The 16,334-nt window shown below is 71.4% G+C and carries 11 protein-coding genes and 1 pseudogene; 3 read left to right on the plus strand and 9 right to left on the minus strand.

All coding sequences use genetic code 11. The features are described from left to right. Window positions 1–12 precede the first annotated feature (12 nt). Window positions 13–1,578: pseudogene (locus QC826_RS25835) on the plus strand (S8 family serine peptidase); the annotation flags it as partial. A gap of 154 nt (window positions 1,579–1,732) precedes the next feature. Further along, window positions 1,733–3,244 carry a S8 family serine peptidase gene (locus QC826_RS25840; protein WP_279763039.1) on the plus strand — a complete coding sequence of 504 codons (1,512 nt, stop codon included), beginning with the start codon at window positions 1,733–1,735 and terminating at the stop codon, window positions 3,242–3,244. Window positions 3,245–3,430: 186 nt separating this feature from the next. On the opposite strand, the gene pepN is transcribed toward QC826_RS25840, so the two are convergent. From pepN to QC826_RS25880, 8 genes are all read right to left on the minus strand, one after another. Then, a complete protein-coding gene (pepN, locus tag QC826_RS25845; protein WP_279763040.1) occupies window positions 3,431–5,734 on the minus strand; it encodes an aminopeptidase N in 2,304 nt (767 codons plus the stop codon). Continuing rightward, the gene (locus tag QC826_RS25850; protein WP_279763041.1) at window positions 5,718–6,215 is read right to left on the minus strand and encodes a hypothetical protein; all 498 of its coding nucleotides are present in this window, start codon (window positions 6,213–6,215) and stop codon (window positions 5,718–5,720) included. The genes pepN and QC826_RS25850 overlap by 17 nt, the downstream gene beginning before the upstream one ends. Before the next feature lie 76 nt (window positions 6,216–6,291). Continuing rightward, window positions 6,292–8,346: a S9 family peptidase gene (locus tag QC826_RS25855; RefSeq protein WP_279763042.1), complete on the minus strand. Its 2,055-nt coding sequence runs from the start codon at window positions 8,344–8,346 to the stop codon at window positions 6,292–6,294. A 226-nt stretch (window positions 8,347–8,572) separates the two neighbouring features. Next, window positions 8,573–9,598 (minus strand): NAD(P)/FAD-dependent oxidoreductase, encoded by a 1,026-nt coding sequence (locus QC826_RS25860; RefSeq protein ID WP_279763043.1) that lies wholly within the window; start codon window positions 9,596–9,598, stop codon window positions 8,573–8,575. A 72-nt stretch (window positions 9,599–9,670) separates the two neighbouring features. Continuing rightward, window positions 9,671–10,693 (minus strand): MerR family transcriptional regulator, encoded by a 1,023-nt coding sequence (locus tag QC826_RS25865; protein ID WP_279763044.1) that lies wholly within the window; start codon window positions 10,691–10,693, stop codon window positions 9,671–9,673. 92 nt (window positions 10,694–10,785) lie between these two features. Continuing rightward, a complete protein-coding gene (locus QC826_RS25870; RefSeq protein WP_279763045.1) occupies window positions 10,786–11,622 on the minus strand; it encodes an arginase family protein in 837 nt (278 codons plus the stop codon). Further along, window positions 11,619–12,860: a hypothetical protein gene (locus tag QC826_RS25875; protein ID WP_279763046.1), complete on the minus strand. Its 1,242-nt coding sequence runs from the start codon at window positions 12,858–12,860 to the stop codon at window positions 11,619–11,621. The genes QC826_RS25870 and QC826_RS25875 overlap by 4 nt, the downstream gene beginning before the upstream one ends. Next, on the minus strand, window positions 12,857–13,558 hold the full coding sequence (locus QC826_RS25880) for a methyltransferase (protein ID WP_279763047.1): 702 nt from the start codon (window positions 13,556–13,558) through the stop codon (window positions 12,857–12,859). The genes QC826_RS25875 and QC826_RS25880 overlap by 4 nt, the downstream gene beginning before the upstream one ends. Before the next feature lie 510 nt (window positions 13,559–14,068). On the opposite strand from QC826_RS25880, the gene QC826_RS25885 reads away from it, so the two are divergent. Next, a complete protein-coding gene (locus QC826_RS25885; RefSeq protein ID WP_279763048.1) occupies window positions 14,069–14,635 on the plus strand; it encodes a hemerythrin domain-containing protein in 567 nt (188 codons plus the stop codon). A gap of 23 nt (window positions 14,636–14,658) precedes the next feature. On the opposite strand, the gene QC826_RS25890 is transcribed toward QC826_RS25885, so the two are convergent. Next, window positions 14,659–16,161, minus strand: coding sequence for a M20 family peptidase (locus QC826_RS25890; RefSeq protein ID WP_409567713.1), 1,503 nt, complete (start codon window positions 16,159–16,161; stop codon window positions 14,659–14,661). Window positions 16,162–16,334: the final 173 nt, after the last annotated feature.

The following is a 16,334-nucleotide window of genomic DNA, read 5'->3' on the forward strand; positions in this document are numbered from 1 at the left end:
AGAATTGACCACATGAAATCGACCCGCCTCATCCCTACGCATTCCGCCATCAAATGGGCCGTCGCCGCCCTGATCGCCGGCCTGGCCGTCAGCGCCGGCGCCGACGAAACGCGCCGCCCCTACATCGTGCAACTGAACAGCGCACCGGCCGCCTCCTACAACGGCGGCGTGGCCGGACTGGCCGCCACCAAGCCGGCCAGCGGCACCCGCCTGGACGTCTCGGCGGCCAGCGTGCAAGCCTACGTCAGCCACCTGGAAGCCGAACAGGCCGCCGTCGTCGCGACGCTGCCGGCGCTGGAAACCCTGTACGACTACCACCTCGTCTTCAACGGCTTCTCGGCCATGCTGACCGACGACGAGGCGCGCAAGCTGATGGCCAACTCGGCCGTCGCCGCCATCACGCTCGACCAGCCGCGCCAACTCGACACCAACTACACGCCGGGCTTCATCGGTCTGAACAAGGCCGGCGGCCTGTGGGACCAGCTGGGCGGCACCAGCGGCGGCCTCAACAAGTCGGGCGCCGGCGAGGACATCGTCATCGGCATCATCGACGGCGGCGTCTGGCCGGAAAACCCCTCCTTCGCCGACCGTGTCGACAGCAACGGCGTGGCCACCCACGACGCGGCCGGCACGCTGGTGTACGGCGCCCCGCCGGCCAGCTGGAAAGGCGGTTGCGAATCGGGCCAGGCCTTCGGTCCGGCCAATTGCAACAATAAACTGGTCGGCGCACGCGCCTTCCGCCGCAGCATCTCCGACGCCAGCGGCAACATCCTGCCCTCGTTCAAGCTGCACCCGGCCGAATTCCTCTCGCCGCGCGACAACGGCGGCCACGGCACCCACACCGCCAGCACCGCCGGCGGCAACGCCAACGTCGTCGCCGTCATGGACAACGGCACCGTGCCCGTGCCCGGCGTCAGCGGCATGGCGCCGCGCGCCCGCGTCGCCACCTACAAGGTGTGCTGGACCAAGGACGATCCGGCCACCACCCGCCCCGACCCGCGCTGGCCGAACTACGGCAACGGCTGCTACGGCAACGATTCCGTGGCCGCCATCGAGCAGGCCATCAAGGACGGCGTCAACGTGCTGAACTACTCGATCAGCGGTTCCGGCACCAGCATCGCCGACCCGGTCGACCTGGCCTTCAAGGGCGCCGTCGACGCCGGCGTGTTCGTCGCCGCCTCGGCCGGCAACAGCGGCCCGGCCAACGAGGTCAACCACCTCGGCCCCTGGATGACCACGGTGGGCAACTCCACCCACGACCGCATGTTCGCCGGCACCGTCACGCTGGGCAACGGCGCCAAGTTCGTCGGCGCCTCGAGCAATCCGGCCACGCCGACCGCGCCGATGATCCTGGCGAAAAACGCCGGCCTGCCCGGCGTCTCGCCCGACGATCTGAACCTGCAACGCTGCTTCGGCGGGCTCGACAACGTGCCGGCCCTGCTCGACCCGGCCAAGGTGGCCGGCAAGCTGCTGGTCTGCGACCGCGGCTCCAACGTGCTGGTCAACAAGAGCGGCAACGCCAAGACGGCCGGCGCGGCCGGCGTCGTCATCGCCAACGTGGCCGGCGGCGCCAACACCATCATCAACCAGTCGCACGACCTGTCGACCGTGCACGTGACCCGCGCCGACGGCGACCTGATCCGTGCCTACGTCGGCGCCAACGGCGTCGGCGCCAGCGGCGGCCTGGACGATCTGAAGTCCATCAAGGGCACTCAGCACGGCCGCGCCGGCGATGAACGACAGCTCCTCGCGCGGTCCGAACAAGGGCGACCTGAACGTGCTCAAACCGGACCTGACGGCGCCCGGCTCCTCGATCCTGGCCGGCTACACGCCGAACTACACGGTCGCCGAGCACGACGACATGATCGCCACCGGCGGCGCCGGCAAGCCGAACTGGTCGCTGCTGACGGGCACCTCGATGTCGAGCCCGCACATCGCCGGCCTGGCCGCCCTGCTGCACCAGCGCCACCCCGACTGGTCGCCGGCGATGATCCGCTCGGCCTTGATGACCACCGGCGTCGACGTCGTCAACACCCTGTCCGGCATGCAGCAAGGCGGCCTGCCATGGGGCCAGGGCGCCGGCTTCGCGCAACCGTCGAGCGCCGCCGATCCCGGCCTGGTGTACGACATCTCGACCAGCGACTACAACCGCTACCTGTGCAGCTCCGGCGTGACCCCGGTCGGCGTCACCTGCGCCACCCTGGCCAGCCTGCCGGCCTACAACCTGAACCTGCCGTCGCTGACCGCCTCCGGCGTGTTCGGCAACGTCACGCTGGAACGCACCGTCACCAACGTCGGCGCCACCAGCGCGACCTATACGGCGACGATCGCCGTGCCCGGCTTCGACGCCGTGGTCACGCCGTCGACGCTGACCATCGGCGCCGGCGCCAGCGCCAAGTACAGCGTCACGCTGCGCCGTACCAGCGCCGTCCAGGACGCCTGGAACTACGGCGCGCTGACCTGGACCGACGGCAGCCACGTGGTGCGCAGCCCCGTCACGGCGCGCGCCCGCGTGGTCGTGGCGCCGTCCATCCTGAGCTCGAAACTGGCGACCGGCAACAAGACCTTCACCATCGGCACCGGCTTCGCCGGCGCCTTCAGCACGCTCAAGGGCGGTCTGAAGGCGGCCAGCCGCAGCAGCGCCACCGTCACCGGCACCAACAAGGGAAACGCGGCCGCCGTCTCGGCGGCATGCGCGGCCGGCGGCGGCGCCGGCGTCAAGGTGCACAACATGGCCATTCCGGCCGGCACGCTGGCGGCCCGCTTCGCCCTGTTCAACCAGGACACCTCGGGCTACCAGGGTGGCGGCGAGGACGACCTGGATCTGGTCATGGTCAACGCCGCAGGCACGCAAGTGGCTTACAGCGGCAATGGCGGCTCGGAGGAGTTGATCACGCTGAGCGCGCCGGCGGCTGGCAACTACAAGGTTTGCGTGGTCAGCTACGCGCCGGCCGTGCCGGACACCTCGACCTACGCGCTGTCGTCCTGGATCGTGCAGCCTGGCGACACGGGTGGCAATCTGCGCGCCCTGGTGCCTAGCCGCGCCGTTCTCGGCGGCACCGGCTCGGTGGTGGTGAGCTGGTCCAACCTGCCGGCCGGCGGCCGCTACCTGGGCGCCATCGCCTACCAGGTGTCCGGCGACAAGACTGCCAGCACCTTGATCAGCGTCGACACCGATCCGGCCTCGCTGCCGGCAACGGCCCAGCTGAATTCGGGCAAGGAAGCCAACGCGCCGAAGCAGTAAGCGGTTCGGCGGCCGGGCAGCACGCCGGCCGCCAGCTCGCACGAAAGCTTGCACAAGAAAAGGGCCGCACGGTACACCGTGCGGCCCTTGTCGTTTGAGCTCATGATTTGAAGGCGGGCGCGGCGGCCCGCGTCCGCCTGCGTCCCCCCCGGCTTGCCGCGCCGGCTTGCCGCGCCGGCTTGCCGCTTAGCGCGGCGGCAGCTTCATGGCGCGCTGGATGGCGACGCAGCGGGCGTCCTCCTGCTGCGCCACCAGCAGCGCGCGGCGGCTGCCGGCCGACAGCGCCGGCGCCGCCGCGACGGCCTGCTCCAGGCGCGCCACGCTGGCCGGCGTGCAGTTGGCCGGGATCAGATGGCTGCCGTAGCTGCGCATGAAGATCGGGCCGGCGGCCTGGTCCTTGCTGGCCAGCAGCGCCAGGCGCTGCTGCGCCGTTTCCTCGCCCAGCGCGCCCTGCTCGGCCGGGTACAGGTTCTCCATCGCCACGCGGCGGCGCGAAAACGGCAGCTTGCTGTCGAGGTCGACGATTTGCGCCAGCCACTCGGCCTTGGCCTTGGCGTCGGGCCGGCCGACGCGGGCCGCCAGCGCGGCGGCCTGGCCGGCGTCGGACGGGTCGCGCGCCAGCTCGGCGTCGACCAGCGCGGCGCTGCCGGCGGCGGCGTAGCGGTTCAGGCGCGCCACGATGTCCCAGCGCAGGTCCTGGCCGACCTGCAGGCCGGCCGGCACGTCGCGGCCGTCGAGCACGCCGGCCAGCTGGGCCAGCGCGGCCGGGCTGCCGGCGATGTCCAGGTAGAGGCCGAACCAGCGGCGCTGGAAGTTGTCGTCGCCCTTGGCGGCGCGGGCGGCGGCCAGCGCCATGCGCTCGAGCGCCACGCCGGTCTCGCGCTGCCAGGCGCTACCCGGCGCGATCAGGTCGACGTAGGCCTTGGCCTGGCGCGTCTTGCCGGCGATGTCGCCCAGCAGCGTGTAGTCGCGCTCGGCCGGCGCGTTGTCGCGCACGGCGCGCAGGTAGGCGGCCAGCGGCAGCTGGCCGGCGCGCACGCCGTCCCACAGGCTCTGCCACAGCATGGCGCGCAGCAGCGGGTCGGCCACCTTGCCCAGGCTGGTTTGCGCGGTGCGGAAGGAGCGCTCGTCCAGGCGCACCTGCACGTAGCCCCAGTCCTCGTAGTTCGGGTAGACCAGGTCGGGACAGTCCTCGCCCTTCAATTCCGGCACCGGCGTCAGCGCGCCGCTGTAGGTCACGGCCTGCTGGCGCTGCAACACCAGCTGGCCGCCGCCCTTGCCCTTGCCCCGGCCCTTCTCCAGGCCGAACAGGCCGATCTGCACGCGCTGCTCGCGCAGGGTCGGCAGGGCCGCGCTGGCGCCGTCCTGGCGCAGCGCGAACTCGCTGACCTTGCCGCCGGCGCAGCGGTACTGCGCCGTCACCGTGTTGACGCCGGCCTGGTACAACCAGTCCCGCGTCCAACCGGACAGGTCGCGGCCGGCGGCCTGGCCCAGGCTGCCGATGAAGTCGTCCAGCTTGGCGTTCTGCCAGCTGTATTTGGCCAGGTAGTTGTGCACGCCCTGGCGGAACACCTCCGTGCCGAGCAGGTGGCGCAGCTGCTTCAGCGTCGAGGCGCCCTTCGAGTAGGTGATGGCGTCGATGTTGTCGAAGGCGTTGGCGGTCGACGGCACCGGCGTCTCGATGGCGTGGGTGGTCACCTGCTGGTCCTGGATGTAGGCGGCCTGCTTGCCGCCCGAGTAGAACGACTGCCAGGCGTTGGTGAATTCGGTCGACTCGGCGGTGGCCAGGGTCGCCATGAAGGCGGCGAAGCTCTCGTTGAGCCACAGGCCGTTCCACCACTTCATGGTCACCAGGTCGCCGAACCACTGGTGCGCCATCTCGTGCAGGATCACGCTGGCCAGGCTCTGTTTCTGCGCCGCCGTCATGCTCTCCTTGAACAGGAAGCGCTTTTCGGCGAAGGTGATGGCGCCGGCGTTCTCCATCGCGCCGTAGAGGAAGTCGGGCACCAGCAGCTGGTCGTACTTCTCGAACGGGTAAGGCAGGCCGAAGTATTTTTCGAAGAAGGCCAGGCCGCCCTGGGTGTACTTGAACCAGTCGGCCGGCGCCACCTGGCCGGCCACCGACTGGCGCGCCATCAGGCGCAATGGATACTTGCCGCTGCGGTCCTCCCACACCTTGTACGGGCCGGCGTGCAGCGAGAAATTGTAGGCCGACAGGCGCGGCGTGGCCGGGAAGTCCCAGCGCTTGCCGCCCGCCACCGCCGCGACGGCGCGCTCGGGCATCGCCGACACCACCTGCCAGTCGGCCGGCGCGGTCACGCTGAGCTGGTAGCTGGCCTTCAGGTCGGGCTGGTCGAACAGGGCGAACATCTGGTGCGCGGCGGCCGGCTCGAAGTGCGAGTAGGTGTAGACGCGGCCGTCGGCCGGGTCGACCATGCGGTGCAGGCCCTCGCCGTTGCTGCTGTGGCGCCGTTCATAGACCACCACCACGCTGTTGCGGCCCAGGCGCAGGCCCGTGCGGCGCCAGCGTGATGAAGGAGCCGTTGTACTGCGGTGCGACGGCCTTGCCGTTGACCAGCAGGCTGGTGATGCTGGCCTGGTCGAGGTCCAGCGTCAGCGGCGCGCTGGCGTCGCTCAGGTCGAAGCCGACGGTGCTGCTGCCGGCGAAGCTCTCCTTGCCGCTCAGCGTGAACTGCAGCGCGTAGTCGACCTTGGACAGGCGCGCGGCGCGCGCCTCGGCGTCGACCTGGGCCAGGTAGCGGTTGTCGGCGCGCGCGGCCGGCGTGGCGGCGCTGTTGGTGCTGGTGGCGGCCAGGGTGGCGGTGGCGGGCCTTGCGCCCAGGCTTGGCCGGCGCCGCTGGCGATCCAGGCGGCGCAGGCGATGGCGCTCAGGCGTGGAGTGAATGTGTTCATGTGGTGTTCCTGTGGTGGTGTGGGTTGCCGCGGCGGACGTGAAAACGCCCGCCGACAAACGGCGGGCGTGGCGGGCATGGCGCGGAGGCGGCGCGGCCGGACGGCCCCGCCGCCCTGCGCTCAATGCGCCGCGCTTACGGCTTGGCCTTGGTGTAGGTGTCGAGCCAGTCGATGACGGTGTGGTGCCAGAGCACCGAGTTGACCGGCTTGAGCACCCAGTGGTTCTCGTCCGGGAACATCAACAGCTTGCTCGGGATGCCCTGGCGCTGCAGCGCGGTGAAGGTGCCCAGGCCCTGCGTGGTGGGGATGCGGAAGTCCAGGTCGCCCTGCACCACCAGCATCGGCGTCTTCCAGTTCTTGACGTGGTGGACCGGGTTGAACTGCTCGTGCTTTTGCGGCACGTTGTAGTAGCTGCCGCCGTTTTCCCACTCGGTGAACCAGACCTCCTCGGTCGAGTAGGCCATGCCACGGGTGTCGAACACGCCGTCGTGGTTGACGATGCAGCGGAAGCCGTCGGACCAGTTGCCCTCGATCCAGTTCATCATGTAGCCGCCGTAGGAGGCGCCCAGCGCGCAGCTGCGTTCGCGGTCCAGCCAAGGGAACTTCTTCACCGCCGCGTCCAGGCCCAGCTTGAGGCTGCCCTGCAGCGGCTTGCCGCCCCAGTCGCCGCTGATCGAGTCGGTGAAGGCCTGGCCGTAGCCGGTCGAGCCGTGGAAGTCGATGAACACGGTGGCGTAGCCGGCGCCGGCGTAGACCTGCGGATTCCAGCGGTAGCTCCAGGAATTGCCGAAGCTGCCCTGCGGGCCGCCGTGCACCAGGAAGGCGATCGGGTACTTGGCGCCGGCCACGGCGTTCCACGGCTTCATGACGTGGCCGTAGACGGTGGCGCCGTTGGCGCCGGCGAAGGAGAACTGCTCGTACTGGCCGAAGCGCACGTCGGCCAGCGCGGCCTCGTTCAACCTGGTCAGCTGGGTGGCGTGCTCGCTGTCGCCGCCGAGCTTGAGCTTGAACAGCTGGGCGGCCGAGGCCAGGTTGGCCTGCGCCAGCACGACGGTGTCGCGCTGCACGTCGAAGGCGCTGACATAGCCCTTGCCGCTGACCGGCGTCACCTTGCCGCTGGCGGCGTCGAGCGCGAACAGGCGGTGCTGGCCGACGTCGTCGGCGGTGGCCAGGATGGTTTTGCCGTCCGGCGTCCAGCGGAAGTCGGCGATCGAACGGTCCCATTGCGGCGCCAGCTTGCGCCGCTTGCCGCTGGCCACATCCATCAGCACCAGCTCGAAGCGGTCGGCCTCGAAGCCGGGGCGGGCCATGGCCAACCAGGCCAGCGTGCGGCCGTCCGGCGAGTAGGTCGGCTTGCTGTCCCAGGCCGGATTGTCGGCCGTCAGGTTGCGCGGCGCGCCGCCGGCGGCCGGCACCTGGTAGACGTCGAAGTTGGTCGACCAGGCCTCGGTCTGGCCGGCGATGCGGGCGGCGAAGACGATGTTGGCGCCGTCCGGGCTGAAGCGGTATTCGTCGTGGTCGCCGAAGGGTTTGGACGGCACGTCGCCGTCGAGCATGCCGCTCAGGCTGACCGGCGCCGCCGTCACCTTGCCGCTGGCGTCGATCGGCGCCGAGTACAGCACCGCGTTGCGGCCGTCGGCCCAGCTGTCCCAGTGGCGCACGAACAGGCGGTCGTAGACCACGCCGCTGGTCTTGCCCTTGGCGGCGCGCGCGTCCAGCCGCGCCTTGGTGCAGCCCAGGTCGGGGCAGTCGCGGAACACGGCCAGGCTCAGCGCCAGGCGGTCGCCCTGCGGCGACAGGCGGAAGTTGTCGACGTCGAGCGGCAGGTCGGTGACCTTGGCGGCCTCGCCGCCGGCCAGCGGCAGGCGCCACACCTGCGACGAGCCGGAGCGCGCCGACAGGAAGTAGATGGCGTCGCCGTTGGGCGACCATTCGGGGTCGGTGCTGCTGGCGGCGGCCTGGGTCAGGCGCTGCGGCACCGGCTTGGCGGCGCGCAGGTCGAGCAACCACAGCTGGGTGTTGCTGCCGTTCTTGGCCAGGTCGGTGCTGCGCACCGTGTAGACCAGCTTGCTGGCGTCCGGCGACAGCAGGGGACTGCCGACGCGCTCCATGTTGACCATATCCTCGACCGTGAAGCCACGGGGCGCGCCCGGCGCGGCGGCGTGGGCGCCCGCGACGGCGGCCAGCATGGCGGCTCCTGACAGCAGCAAACGTAATGTCATTGGTTTATCTCCGACGTTGTGTGATTAATCCGGCACGGCGCCGGCAGCCGGACATGATACCAACTTCGGCAGCGCTGTGGAAAAACCGCATACCTTTTTCAGCGGGCCGGGCCGCCGCGCGCCCGGCCGCGGGTGCGGCGCCAAGTTCGGCCGCCAAGTCGGGCCGCCGCCCGCGCCCGCCGGGGCCGGCCGGCTAGCGCGCCGCCAGCACCCGCGCGGCCAGCGCCTGCCCGCTCAGCCAGGCGCCCTCGACCTTGCCGCCGTGCAGCCAGTCGCCGCACAGGCCCAGCGCGGCGTCGGCGCGCCAGACGCAGCCGGCGTCCAGCGCCGCCAGCGTGCGGGCGTAGCGCCAGCGGTGCGCGCTCCAGGCCGCCGGCGCGGCGCCGCCCAGCCGCGCGAACTCGGCCAGCAGCAGCGCGGCCACCGCCTCCTCGCCCAGCTCAAGGTGCTGCGCGCTCCACGCCTCGCTGGCGTGCAGCAGCCAACTCTCGGCGCCGTGGCGGCCCGGCTTGCTGCTGTCGCGGGCGATCCAGCGCAGCGGCCCCTGGTTGACGAAGGCGGCGTCGAAGGGCATTTCCTGCGGCGTGTCGTAGCGCAGCATCAACGCCCAGCCGGGCAGCATCTCGGCGGCGGCGGCCAGCGCGGCCAGCTCGGGCGCCACCGCCGCCAGCAGCGGCGCGGCCTGCGGCGCCGGCACCGCCAGCAGCACGCCGTCGTAGCCGTCGGCGCGGGTGCGCGCGCCGGCCACCGACAGGTGCCAGCGGCCGCCCTCGCGCTCGATGGCGTCGACCGCCATGCCGCAATGCAGGCGCAGGCCGGCGGCCAGCAGGGTGGCCGGCGCGGTCATGCGCGGCGTGCCGACGAAGCGTTCGAGCGGGCCGTCCCGGCCGTCCCGGCCGGCCACGCCGCCCCCGCCGGCCGCGCCGGACGGCCGTGCCATGGCGCCGCCCAGCACCTGCAGGCGCGGCGTCCACAACGCCGCCGCGCCGGCCTGCTGCCAGCGCGCCACCTCGGCGCGGAAGGCCGGATCGCGCGCGGTGAAGTACTGGGCGCCGTGGTCGCACTGCCAGCCCTCGCCGCGCCGCGTGCTCATGCGGCCGGCCGGGCCACGGCTCTTGTCGAACACGGTGGCGGCGAGGCCGCCCTGTTGCAGCGCAGTGGCGCAGGAGAGTCCGGCCAGGCCGGCGCCGACGACGGCGAAATGGGGTATGTCGAGCATGCTTGTTCCTGTCTGGTGGTGGACGGGCCCGGCGCCGTCCGACGACGCTGGCGGGCGGCGGGCGGCGGCGGACTACAGGCCGGCCGGCAGCGGCAAGCCCTCGGCGCGGGCCAGGCGCTGCATGGCCGCCTCGAGCAGCGCGCGCGCCTGGCCGGCGGCCAGGTTCAGCTCCTGGTGCAAGCGGGCGTCGGCCGGGTCGCGCGCGGCGCACTGCGCGCTGTAGCGCTCGAAGCTGCCCACCGTCAGCAGGATCTCGGCCAGATGGCGCGGGCACTCGCAGCTGACGCTGTTGACGGCGCCGACGATGGCGGCCAGCGCCTGGTCGTCCAGCTGGCGCGGCGGCGGCGCCGGCAGCGCCGCCTGCTCGGCCGGCGCCGCCGTGGCGTTGGCATTTGCCGCGCGCGCGGCCGGCGCCTGCGCGCCCAGCGCGGCCTGGCACAGCATGACGATCTCCGGCAGGTCGGCCGGCGTGCGCGCCACCAGGCAGCCCAGGGCGCGCAGTTGGCGGATGGTGGCGCTGGAGCAGAAGCGGTACAGCACCACCACCGCGCTGGCGCCGGCCGACTGGCGCACCGCCGCGATCAACGGCAGCGCGGCGTCGACCAGTTCGGCCGCCTCGATCAACAGCACGTCGGGCGCCAGTCCGCGCATGGCCTCGGCGGCGTCGTCCAGGCTGGCGCAGCTGCGCAGCAGTTGCAGCGCCAGGCCGTCGGCGCCGCTGGCGGCCAGGCGCCGCGCCAGCGGCGCGCCGACCAGCGCCAGGCGGATGCTGCGCGCCCGGGACGGCGCCGCCAGCGGTTCGCTCAGCTGCTGCAACTGCTGCAGCGGCAGGCGCGCCAGCGCGCGGATCGGGTGGCCCTGGTCGACCAGCTGCTTGACCAGCGCCAGGCGGCGCACCTGGGCGCCGGAATACAGGCGCTGGCCGTGCGCCGAACGGGCCGGTTCGGAGACGCCGTAGCGGCGCTCCCACACGCGCAGCGTCTCCACCGGCAGGCCGGCCAGGCGGGCCGCCACGCCGCTGCGGTAGGCGCCGGCCTCGGCCCCTGCCTCGGTCGAGTGCGGCGGGGGGCTTGGGGAGAGTGTAGTCTGCGTCATGATGAACCGATGGTGAACCGAATGCTGCCGATTATAGCGGCAAGCGTCCGGTTCAATCCGCCGATCCGGCCTAAACCACGGAACACCACGGTTCAAACACGGTTCACATCGTCCGGCACCAGCTCCTCCAGCAGCGCCAGGCAGGTCAGCGCGGCGCGGTTGTCCAGGCCCTGCTCCTCGTGCCAGGCCGAGACCGACACGGCCAGCAGCGGAAAGCCGCGCAGGGCGCGGAACAGCGCGCCGATGTCGGCCGGGCCGGGGCCGTGCTTGACGTGGTACTTCAACGCCGGCATCGCCTCGGGCGCGTCGATCACGTCGGTGTCGAAGTGCAGGTACAGGCTCTGCTCCGGGTGCAGCTGGTCGAGCACCTGGTCGATGCCGCAGCAGACGATGCCGGAGGCGCGGATCGCCTCGGTCTCGCCCGGGTCGAGGTCGCGCGCGTCGCTCAGCACCACCTGCTGCTCGCGGTAGGGCTGCACGCCGATGGCGCTGCGCAGCGCGCCGATGGCGTCGCGCTCGCGCTGGCGGCGGTCGCGCCGGCCCACCAGCATGGCCAGCGGCATGCCGCCCAGGTACTGGGTCTGGGTGGTCTCCCAGGTGTGGAAGTCGCCGTGCGCGTCGAGCCAGAGGATGCGGTCGGGCGGGCAGCCGGCCTGCTGCAGGCCGCCCAGCATGCCCAGCGTCGAGACGCAGTCGCCGGCGACGCTGACCGGCACCCGGCCGGCGCGCCGCACCCGGCAGGCGCTGTTGGCCAGGCCGGCGTAGATGCGGCCCATGCGGCGCATCTTCTCGTTGCTGTCGGTGAGCAGCGTGTCGTCGCAGCCGGGCACCGCCAGCACGTCCCAGGGGTGGCGGTCGAGCGCGCACAGCCGGCCCAGGCCGTCGCGCCGCTGGCCCATCAGATAGGGCACCAATAAACGGTTGTTCATCGCCACTCCCCCGCGTCCATGCCGTAGCCCAGCGCCGCCATGGTGGCCGCCACCTCGGCCCTTTGGCCCAGCGCCAACAAGAGCTGCTCGCGCTTGCGCCAGCGCTCCGGCGCCGGCGCCTCGGTGGCCATGCTGACCGGCAGGCGCGCCGGCAGCGCCATCGCCTCCAGGCCGAGGAAGTCGGTGATGCGCGCCAGCGCGGCGCCCGGCGCGGCCATGAAGTCCTCGAAGCGCACCCGCAGCGTCGCCACGCCGCCGGCCAGGATGGCCTGGTGCGCCGCCAGCCACTGGCGCAGGCAGACCTGCTCCAGCGGCGCGCCGCGCAGCGCGCGCCAGCCCGGCGGCAGGTCGAACTTCCACCAGCGCCGGCCGAACGGGCGCTGGTCGGAGTAGCCGGCGATGTCGAGCACCACGCCGGCGCGCGCCATGTCGTGCGAGAAGAAGCCCAGCGGCGACAGCCAGCCGTCCATCAGGCCGTTGACCGACTGCGCGTAGCCCCGGCTCAGGTGCACGTAGCGCACCCGCGCGCGCGGGAACAGCTGCTCGTACATGCCGATGCGGTAGGCGTCGGACGGCGCCTTGAACAGCAGCACCTTGTCGGCCGCGTCGGCCAGCGCGAACGGCCGGCGGCCGTGGCGCGGCAGCACGAAGGGCGGCTCCTCGATCTTGTACGGCTCGTCGAAATACTGCGTGCCGACGCCGCCGGCGTGGCCGTCGTAGTAGCGGCGCCGCCACGGCGCCTGGGCGAACACCGCCCGCAGGACCAGCGCCTGGCGCAGCGCGCCGTCGGGGTCGGCCGGCCACGGCCCGGCCTGCGCCAGGGCCTGCTCCAGCGCGTCCTGCATGCGGCGGTGGCGCAGGCTGTCGGCGAAGTAGGCGGGGAACTGCAACAGCAGCCGGTTGGCCCAGCGGCGCCGCAGCCAGTCCGGCGGCGCCGGCTCGGCGCCGGGCAGGCTGAGGTCGTCGAAGACGTGGTCGGCCAGCCGCTCCGGGTTGCGCAGCTCGGCCAGCGCGTCGCTGTCGGCGCCGTGGCCGAAGCCGTTCTCGCTCAGCACCAGGTAGGGTTCGATCTCGCCGTCGAGCGAGGCGATGCGCGGATGCTCGGCCAGCACGCTCTTGAGCAGGGTCGAGCCCGAGCGCGAGCTGGTCAGGATCACCGCCACCTCGCGCACCTCGGCGCGCCAGGCCACCGGCTCCACCTGGCGCAGCCGGTTGACCGCCGCCAGCACCTGGTTCATGCGTCCAGGTCCCGGCGCAGCGGCTTGATCAGGAAGACGAAGAAGGTCTTCGTCTCGGCCTTGTCGGCGCTGGCGCTGCCCATCGCCCGCACCGAGAAGCCGTTCTCCTTGGCCAACTGGCGGATCTGCTTGACGGCGCCGAAATTGGAGTGGGCGAAGTAGATCCGTCCGCCCGGCTTGAGGTGGGCGCCGACCTGCTGGAAGAAGCGGGTGTTGGTCTGGAAGTCGGTGTCCCACTGCGAGCGCGCCACCACGTCGGGCGCCTCCTTGTCGCGGAACGGCAGGTTGGCGGTGATCACGTCGAAGGTCTCGCCGCGCAGCTGGTCGAACAGGTTGGAGCGCTTGACGCGCATGATCTTGTCGAAGCCGTGCAGGCGGGCGTTGTGCTTGGCGCTTTTCAGCGCGGCCGGGTTGATGTCGACCGCCGTCACCTTGGCCGCCCCGGCGTAGCAGGAGAACACGGCGATGACGCCGGAGCCGGTGCCGACGTCGAGCGTGCTCTCGCCCGGCTTGACCTTCAGCGTGCGCACCAGCGGCTGGCTGTCGGTGAACGGCCAGAAGGTGTTCGGGTAGACCAGGAACTCCTTGCCCAGGTACTTGATGGTCTTGCCCGTCGCGGGGATCGCCTTGAAGGCTTTTTGGCGGTTTTTTTGCCAGCGGTCGATCTGGCTGACGTCGTAGCTTGCCGTACTGTTCATCTCTATCACCTCTTTGGAAGGAACCACGTTGGCTGCCGAACACCGGGGGCAGCGATGGCTGGACAACAACAGCCCGCTATCAACAATACAACTATTCCGCGCCGCGCTGGCGGGACAAACTTGCCGGACGCAACTGTTGCGCAACACTATCAAGTTGCATGGCGACAAAGCTCAAGGAAGTGGCGGCGGATGCGTCGAAATGGCAACAACATGCCGGAAAAGCGCTGTTTTCAAATGCCAAAACGGTGGCATAATTGTCAGCTCGGCGAATTGCATTTCGCAAAAACAGACCCGGCTTGACGTTCGCACAAGAGCTTTTCCTTGCCGGAAATGGCAACGCCCCGCAGCAGTCCGGCCCCGCCAATGTCTTGATGTTGATGCCTCGCGGACAGTTGTGAACAATTGTAAAGAGACGTTCTATGAGCCCGCCGGCGCGCTAAGGTGATGCATTTTTCACGGAGGCGCACGGGCATGCCGCGCATCCGAGCTGGACGACATCCGGGAACCGCTATGCTGACTGCCACCTATGTCTTGTTGACACTATCCATCGAGCAAAAGAAGGAACGCCACTTCATCTCGCGTCTGCTGCAGCACGTGCAGTCGATCGCCCGCAAACCGCAGGAGATCGATCCTGTGTTCATCGAATCCCAGCTCAACGAGCTGACCCGCTTCGCCGAGGCGCGCCACCAGCGCAAGGTCGAGGCCTGCCTGATGCCGGCGGTGCGCAACGCCAGCCGCGACGCCGGCCCGCTGCTGGCCGACCTGGAGTCGCTCAGCCGGCTGGGCAACGCCATGCTGCGCGCCGTGCGCAAATGCCTGCGGCGCGCCATGCGGCGCAGCGCCACCCAGGGCAAGTTCCTCTGCCGCACCATCGACCTGTACTGCCACAACCTGCTCAAGCGCCTCGACAAGGAGGAGCAGGAGCTGCTGCCGCTGGCCCAGCGCGTCATCTCCAGCGACGACTGGTTCGAGATCGGCAGCATGTTCCTGGTGCAGGACCAGAAGGAGGCCCAGCTCGACGCCGCCCTGCCGCTGCGCCAGCAAAGCGGCTTCTACCAGGTCGCCCAGGGCGCCTGAGCCCGCCCTCCCCCGCCGCCCGGCTAGCCCGGCGCCGGCGCCGCGCCCGGCCCGGCCGGCGCGCCGTCGGCCGCGCTGTTGCGCAACAGCTGGTGGTAGAAGCGGATCATCTCCACGTAGTTCTTGACGGCGATGCGCTCGTTGGTGCCGTGGAAGCGCGCCAGGTCGTCCGGCCCGGCGCGCACCGGCGAGAACTTGAAGATGTTGTCGCTGAGCGCCTCGAAGTGGCGCGAGTCGGTCGCCCCCAGCACCAGCCCCGGCACCACCACGGCGCCGGCGAACACCTGGCGCACCGTGCGGTTGAGCGCCCGGTATTGCGCCGTGTCGGTGCGCGACACGCGCGACGGCTCGGACTGGCCCGGCTGCACGCTGAGGCGGATGGCCGGGTTGTCGATGGTGCGGCGCACGTGCTCGAGCACGCCGGCCACGCTGTCGCCCGGCAGCAGGCGGAAGTTGACGGTGGCGTCGGCCTTGCCGGGCAGCACGTTGTCCTTGTTTCCGGCATGGAAGATGGTCAGCGCGGTGGTGCTGCGCAGCATGGCGTTGGTGCTGGCGCCCTGCTCCAGCTGGCGCTGCAGCAGCGGGCCGAACAGCCACAGGTTGGCCAGCGCGACGCGCTGCAAGCCGCCCATCTCCGGCGCCAGGGTGGCGAACATCTCCTGCGCCATGCCGTCCATCGAGGCCGGCAGCTGGTTGCGCTCGAGCCGCGCCAGCGCGGTGCTGAGCATGCCGATGGCGCTGGCCCGCGGCGGCATCGACGAGTGGCCCGGCGCCATGGCCAGCGCCAGGTCGACACTGACATAGCCCTTCTCGGCCACGCCGATCAGCGCGGCCGGCTTGTCGAGCCCGGCCAGGATGCCCTCGGTCACCAGCATGCCCTCGTCGAGCACATAGGCCAGCCGCACGCCGCGCGACTTGAGCAGCGCCGCCAGCGCCACCGCGCCACGGCCGCCGCCGACCTCCTCGTCGGCGCCGTAGGCCAGGTACAGGGTCTGGCGCGGCGCGTAGCCGGCCGCCAGCAGCGCCTCGACCGCCTCCATCTGCGCCAGCAGGCTGCCCTTGTCGTCCCAGGCGCCGCGGCCCCAGATGAAGCCGTCCTTGAGCACGCCGTCGAAGGGCGGCTGCTGCCAGTCGGCCTCGGTGCCGGGCGCCACCGGCACCACGTCCTGGTGCGCCATCCACAGCGCCGGCGGGGCGGCGGCGTCGCTGCCGCGCCAGGTGTAGAGCAGGCTGTGGCCGACCACCTCGCGCTTGAGCGCGGCGTGCAGGCGCGGGAAGGCCTGCGCCAGTTGCGCCTGCAGGCCGGCGAACTGGTCGGCGTTGGCCTCGGCGTCGCTGGCGCTGGAGATGGTGCGCCAGCGCAGCGCGGCGGCCAGGCGGCCGGCGGCGGCGGCCTCGTCGAGCGCCAGCGGCGCCGCCGGCGCCACCCGCAACTGGCGCGATTCGCTACGCAGGGTATTGAAAGCGAGCACGCCGGCCAGCGCCAGCGCGGCCGCCAACAGGCCCGCCAGCAGGCGCGGCAACAAGCGCGCCCGCGCCCCCTCAACGCGTCCTTGGCCGGTCGTTTCCCCGGCTCCTTGCTTGCTTTGATTCATCTATTCCCCCTCAAGACAGGTGAAACGGCGAAGGCGGCGGCGCTGGCGTGCGGCGGCCCGCGCCGGCCCGTGTTGCTGCGTTGTTGTATCGATACCCGCCGTCC

It is taken from the genome of Rugamonas sp. DEMB1 (assembly GCF_029834475.1).
Taxonomy (GTDB): domain Bacteria; phylum Pseudomonadota; class Gammaproteobacteria; order Burkholderiales; family Burkholderiaceae_D; genus Rugamonas; species Rugamonas rubra.

What these genes read in the sequence shown, in the direction of transcription:
- QC826_RS25860 (WP_279763043.1), bottom strand. Translation starts at nt 9,598, where the DNA reads ATGCTCGACATACCCCATTTCGCCGTCGTCGGCGCCGGCCTGGCCGGA.
- QC826_RS25885 (WP_279763048.1), top strand. Translation starts at nt 14,069, where the DNA reads ATGCTGACTGCCACCTATGTCTTGTTGACACTATCCATCGAGCAAAAG.
- QC826_RS25880 (WP_279763047.1), bottom strand. Translation starts at nt 13,558, where the DNA reads ATGAACAGTACGGCAAGCTACGACGTCAGCCAGATCGACCGCTGGCAA.
- QC826_RS25855 (WP_279763042.1), bottom strand. Translation starts at nt 8,346, where the DNA reads ATGCTGGCCGCCGTCGCGGGCGCCCACGCCGCCGCGCCGGGCGCGCCC.
- QC826_RS25865 (WP_279763044.1), bottom strand. Translation starts at nt 10,693, where the DNA reads ATGACGCAGACTACACTCTCCCCAAGCCCCCCGCCGCACTCGACCGAG.
- QC826_RS25875 (WP_279763046.1), bottom strand. Translation starts at nt 12,860, where the DNA reads ATGAACCAGGTGCTGGCGGCGGTCAACCGGCTGCGCCAGGTGGAGCCG.
- QC826_RS25840 (WP_279763039.1), top strand. Translation starts at nt 1,733, where the DNA reads ATGAACGACAGCTCCTCGCGCGGTCCGAACAAGGGCGACCTGAACGTG.
- QC826_RS25870 (WP_279763045.1), bottom strand. Translation starts at nt 11,622, where the DNA reads ATGAACAACCGTTTATTGGTGCCCTATCTGATGGGCCAGCGGCGCGAC.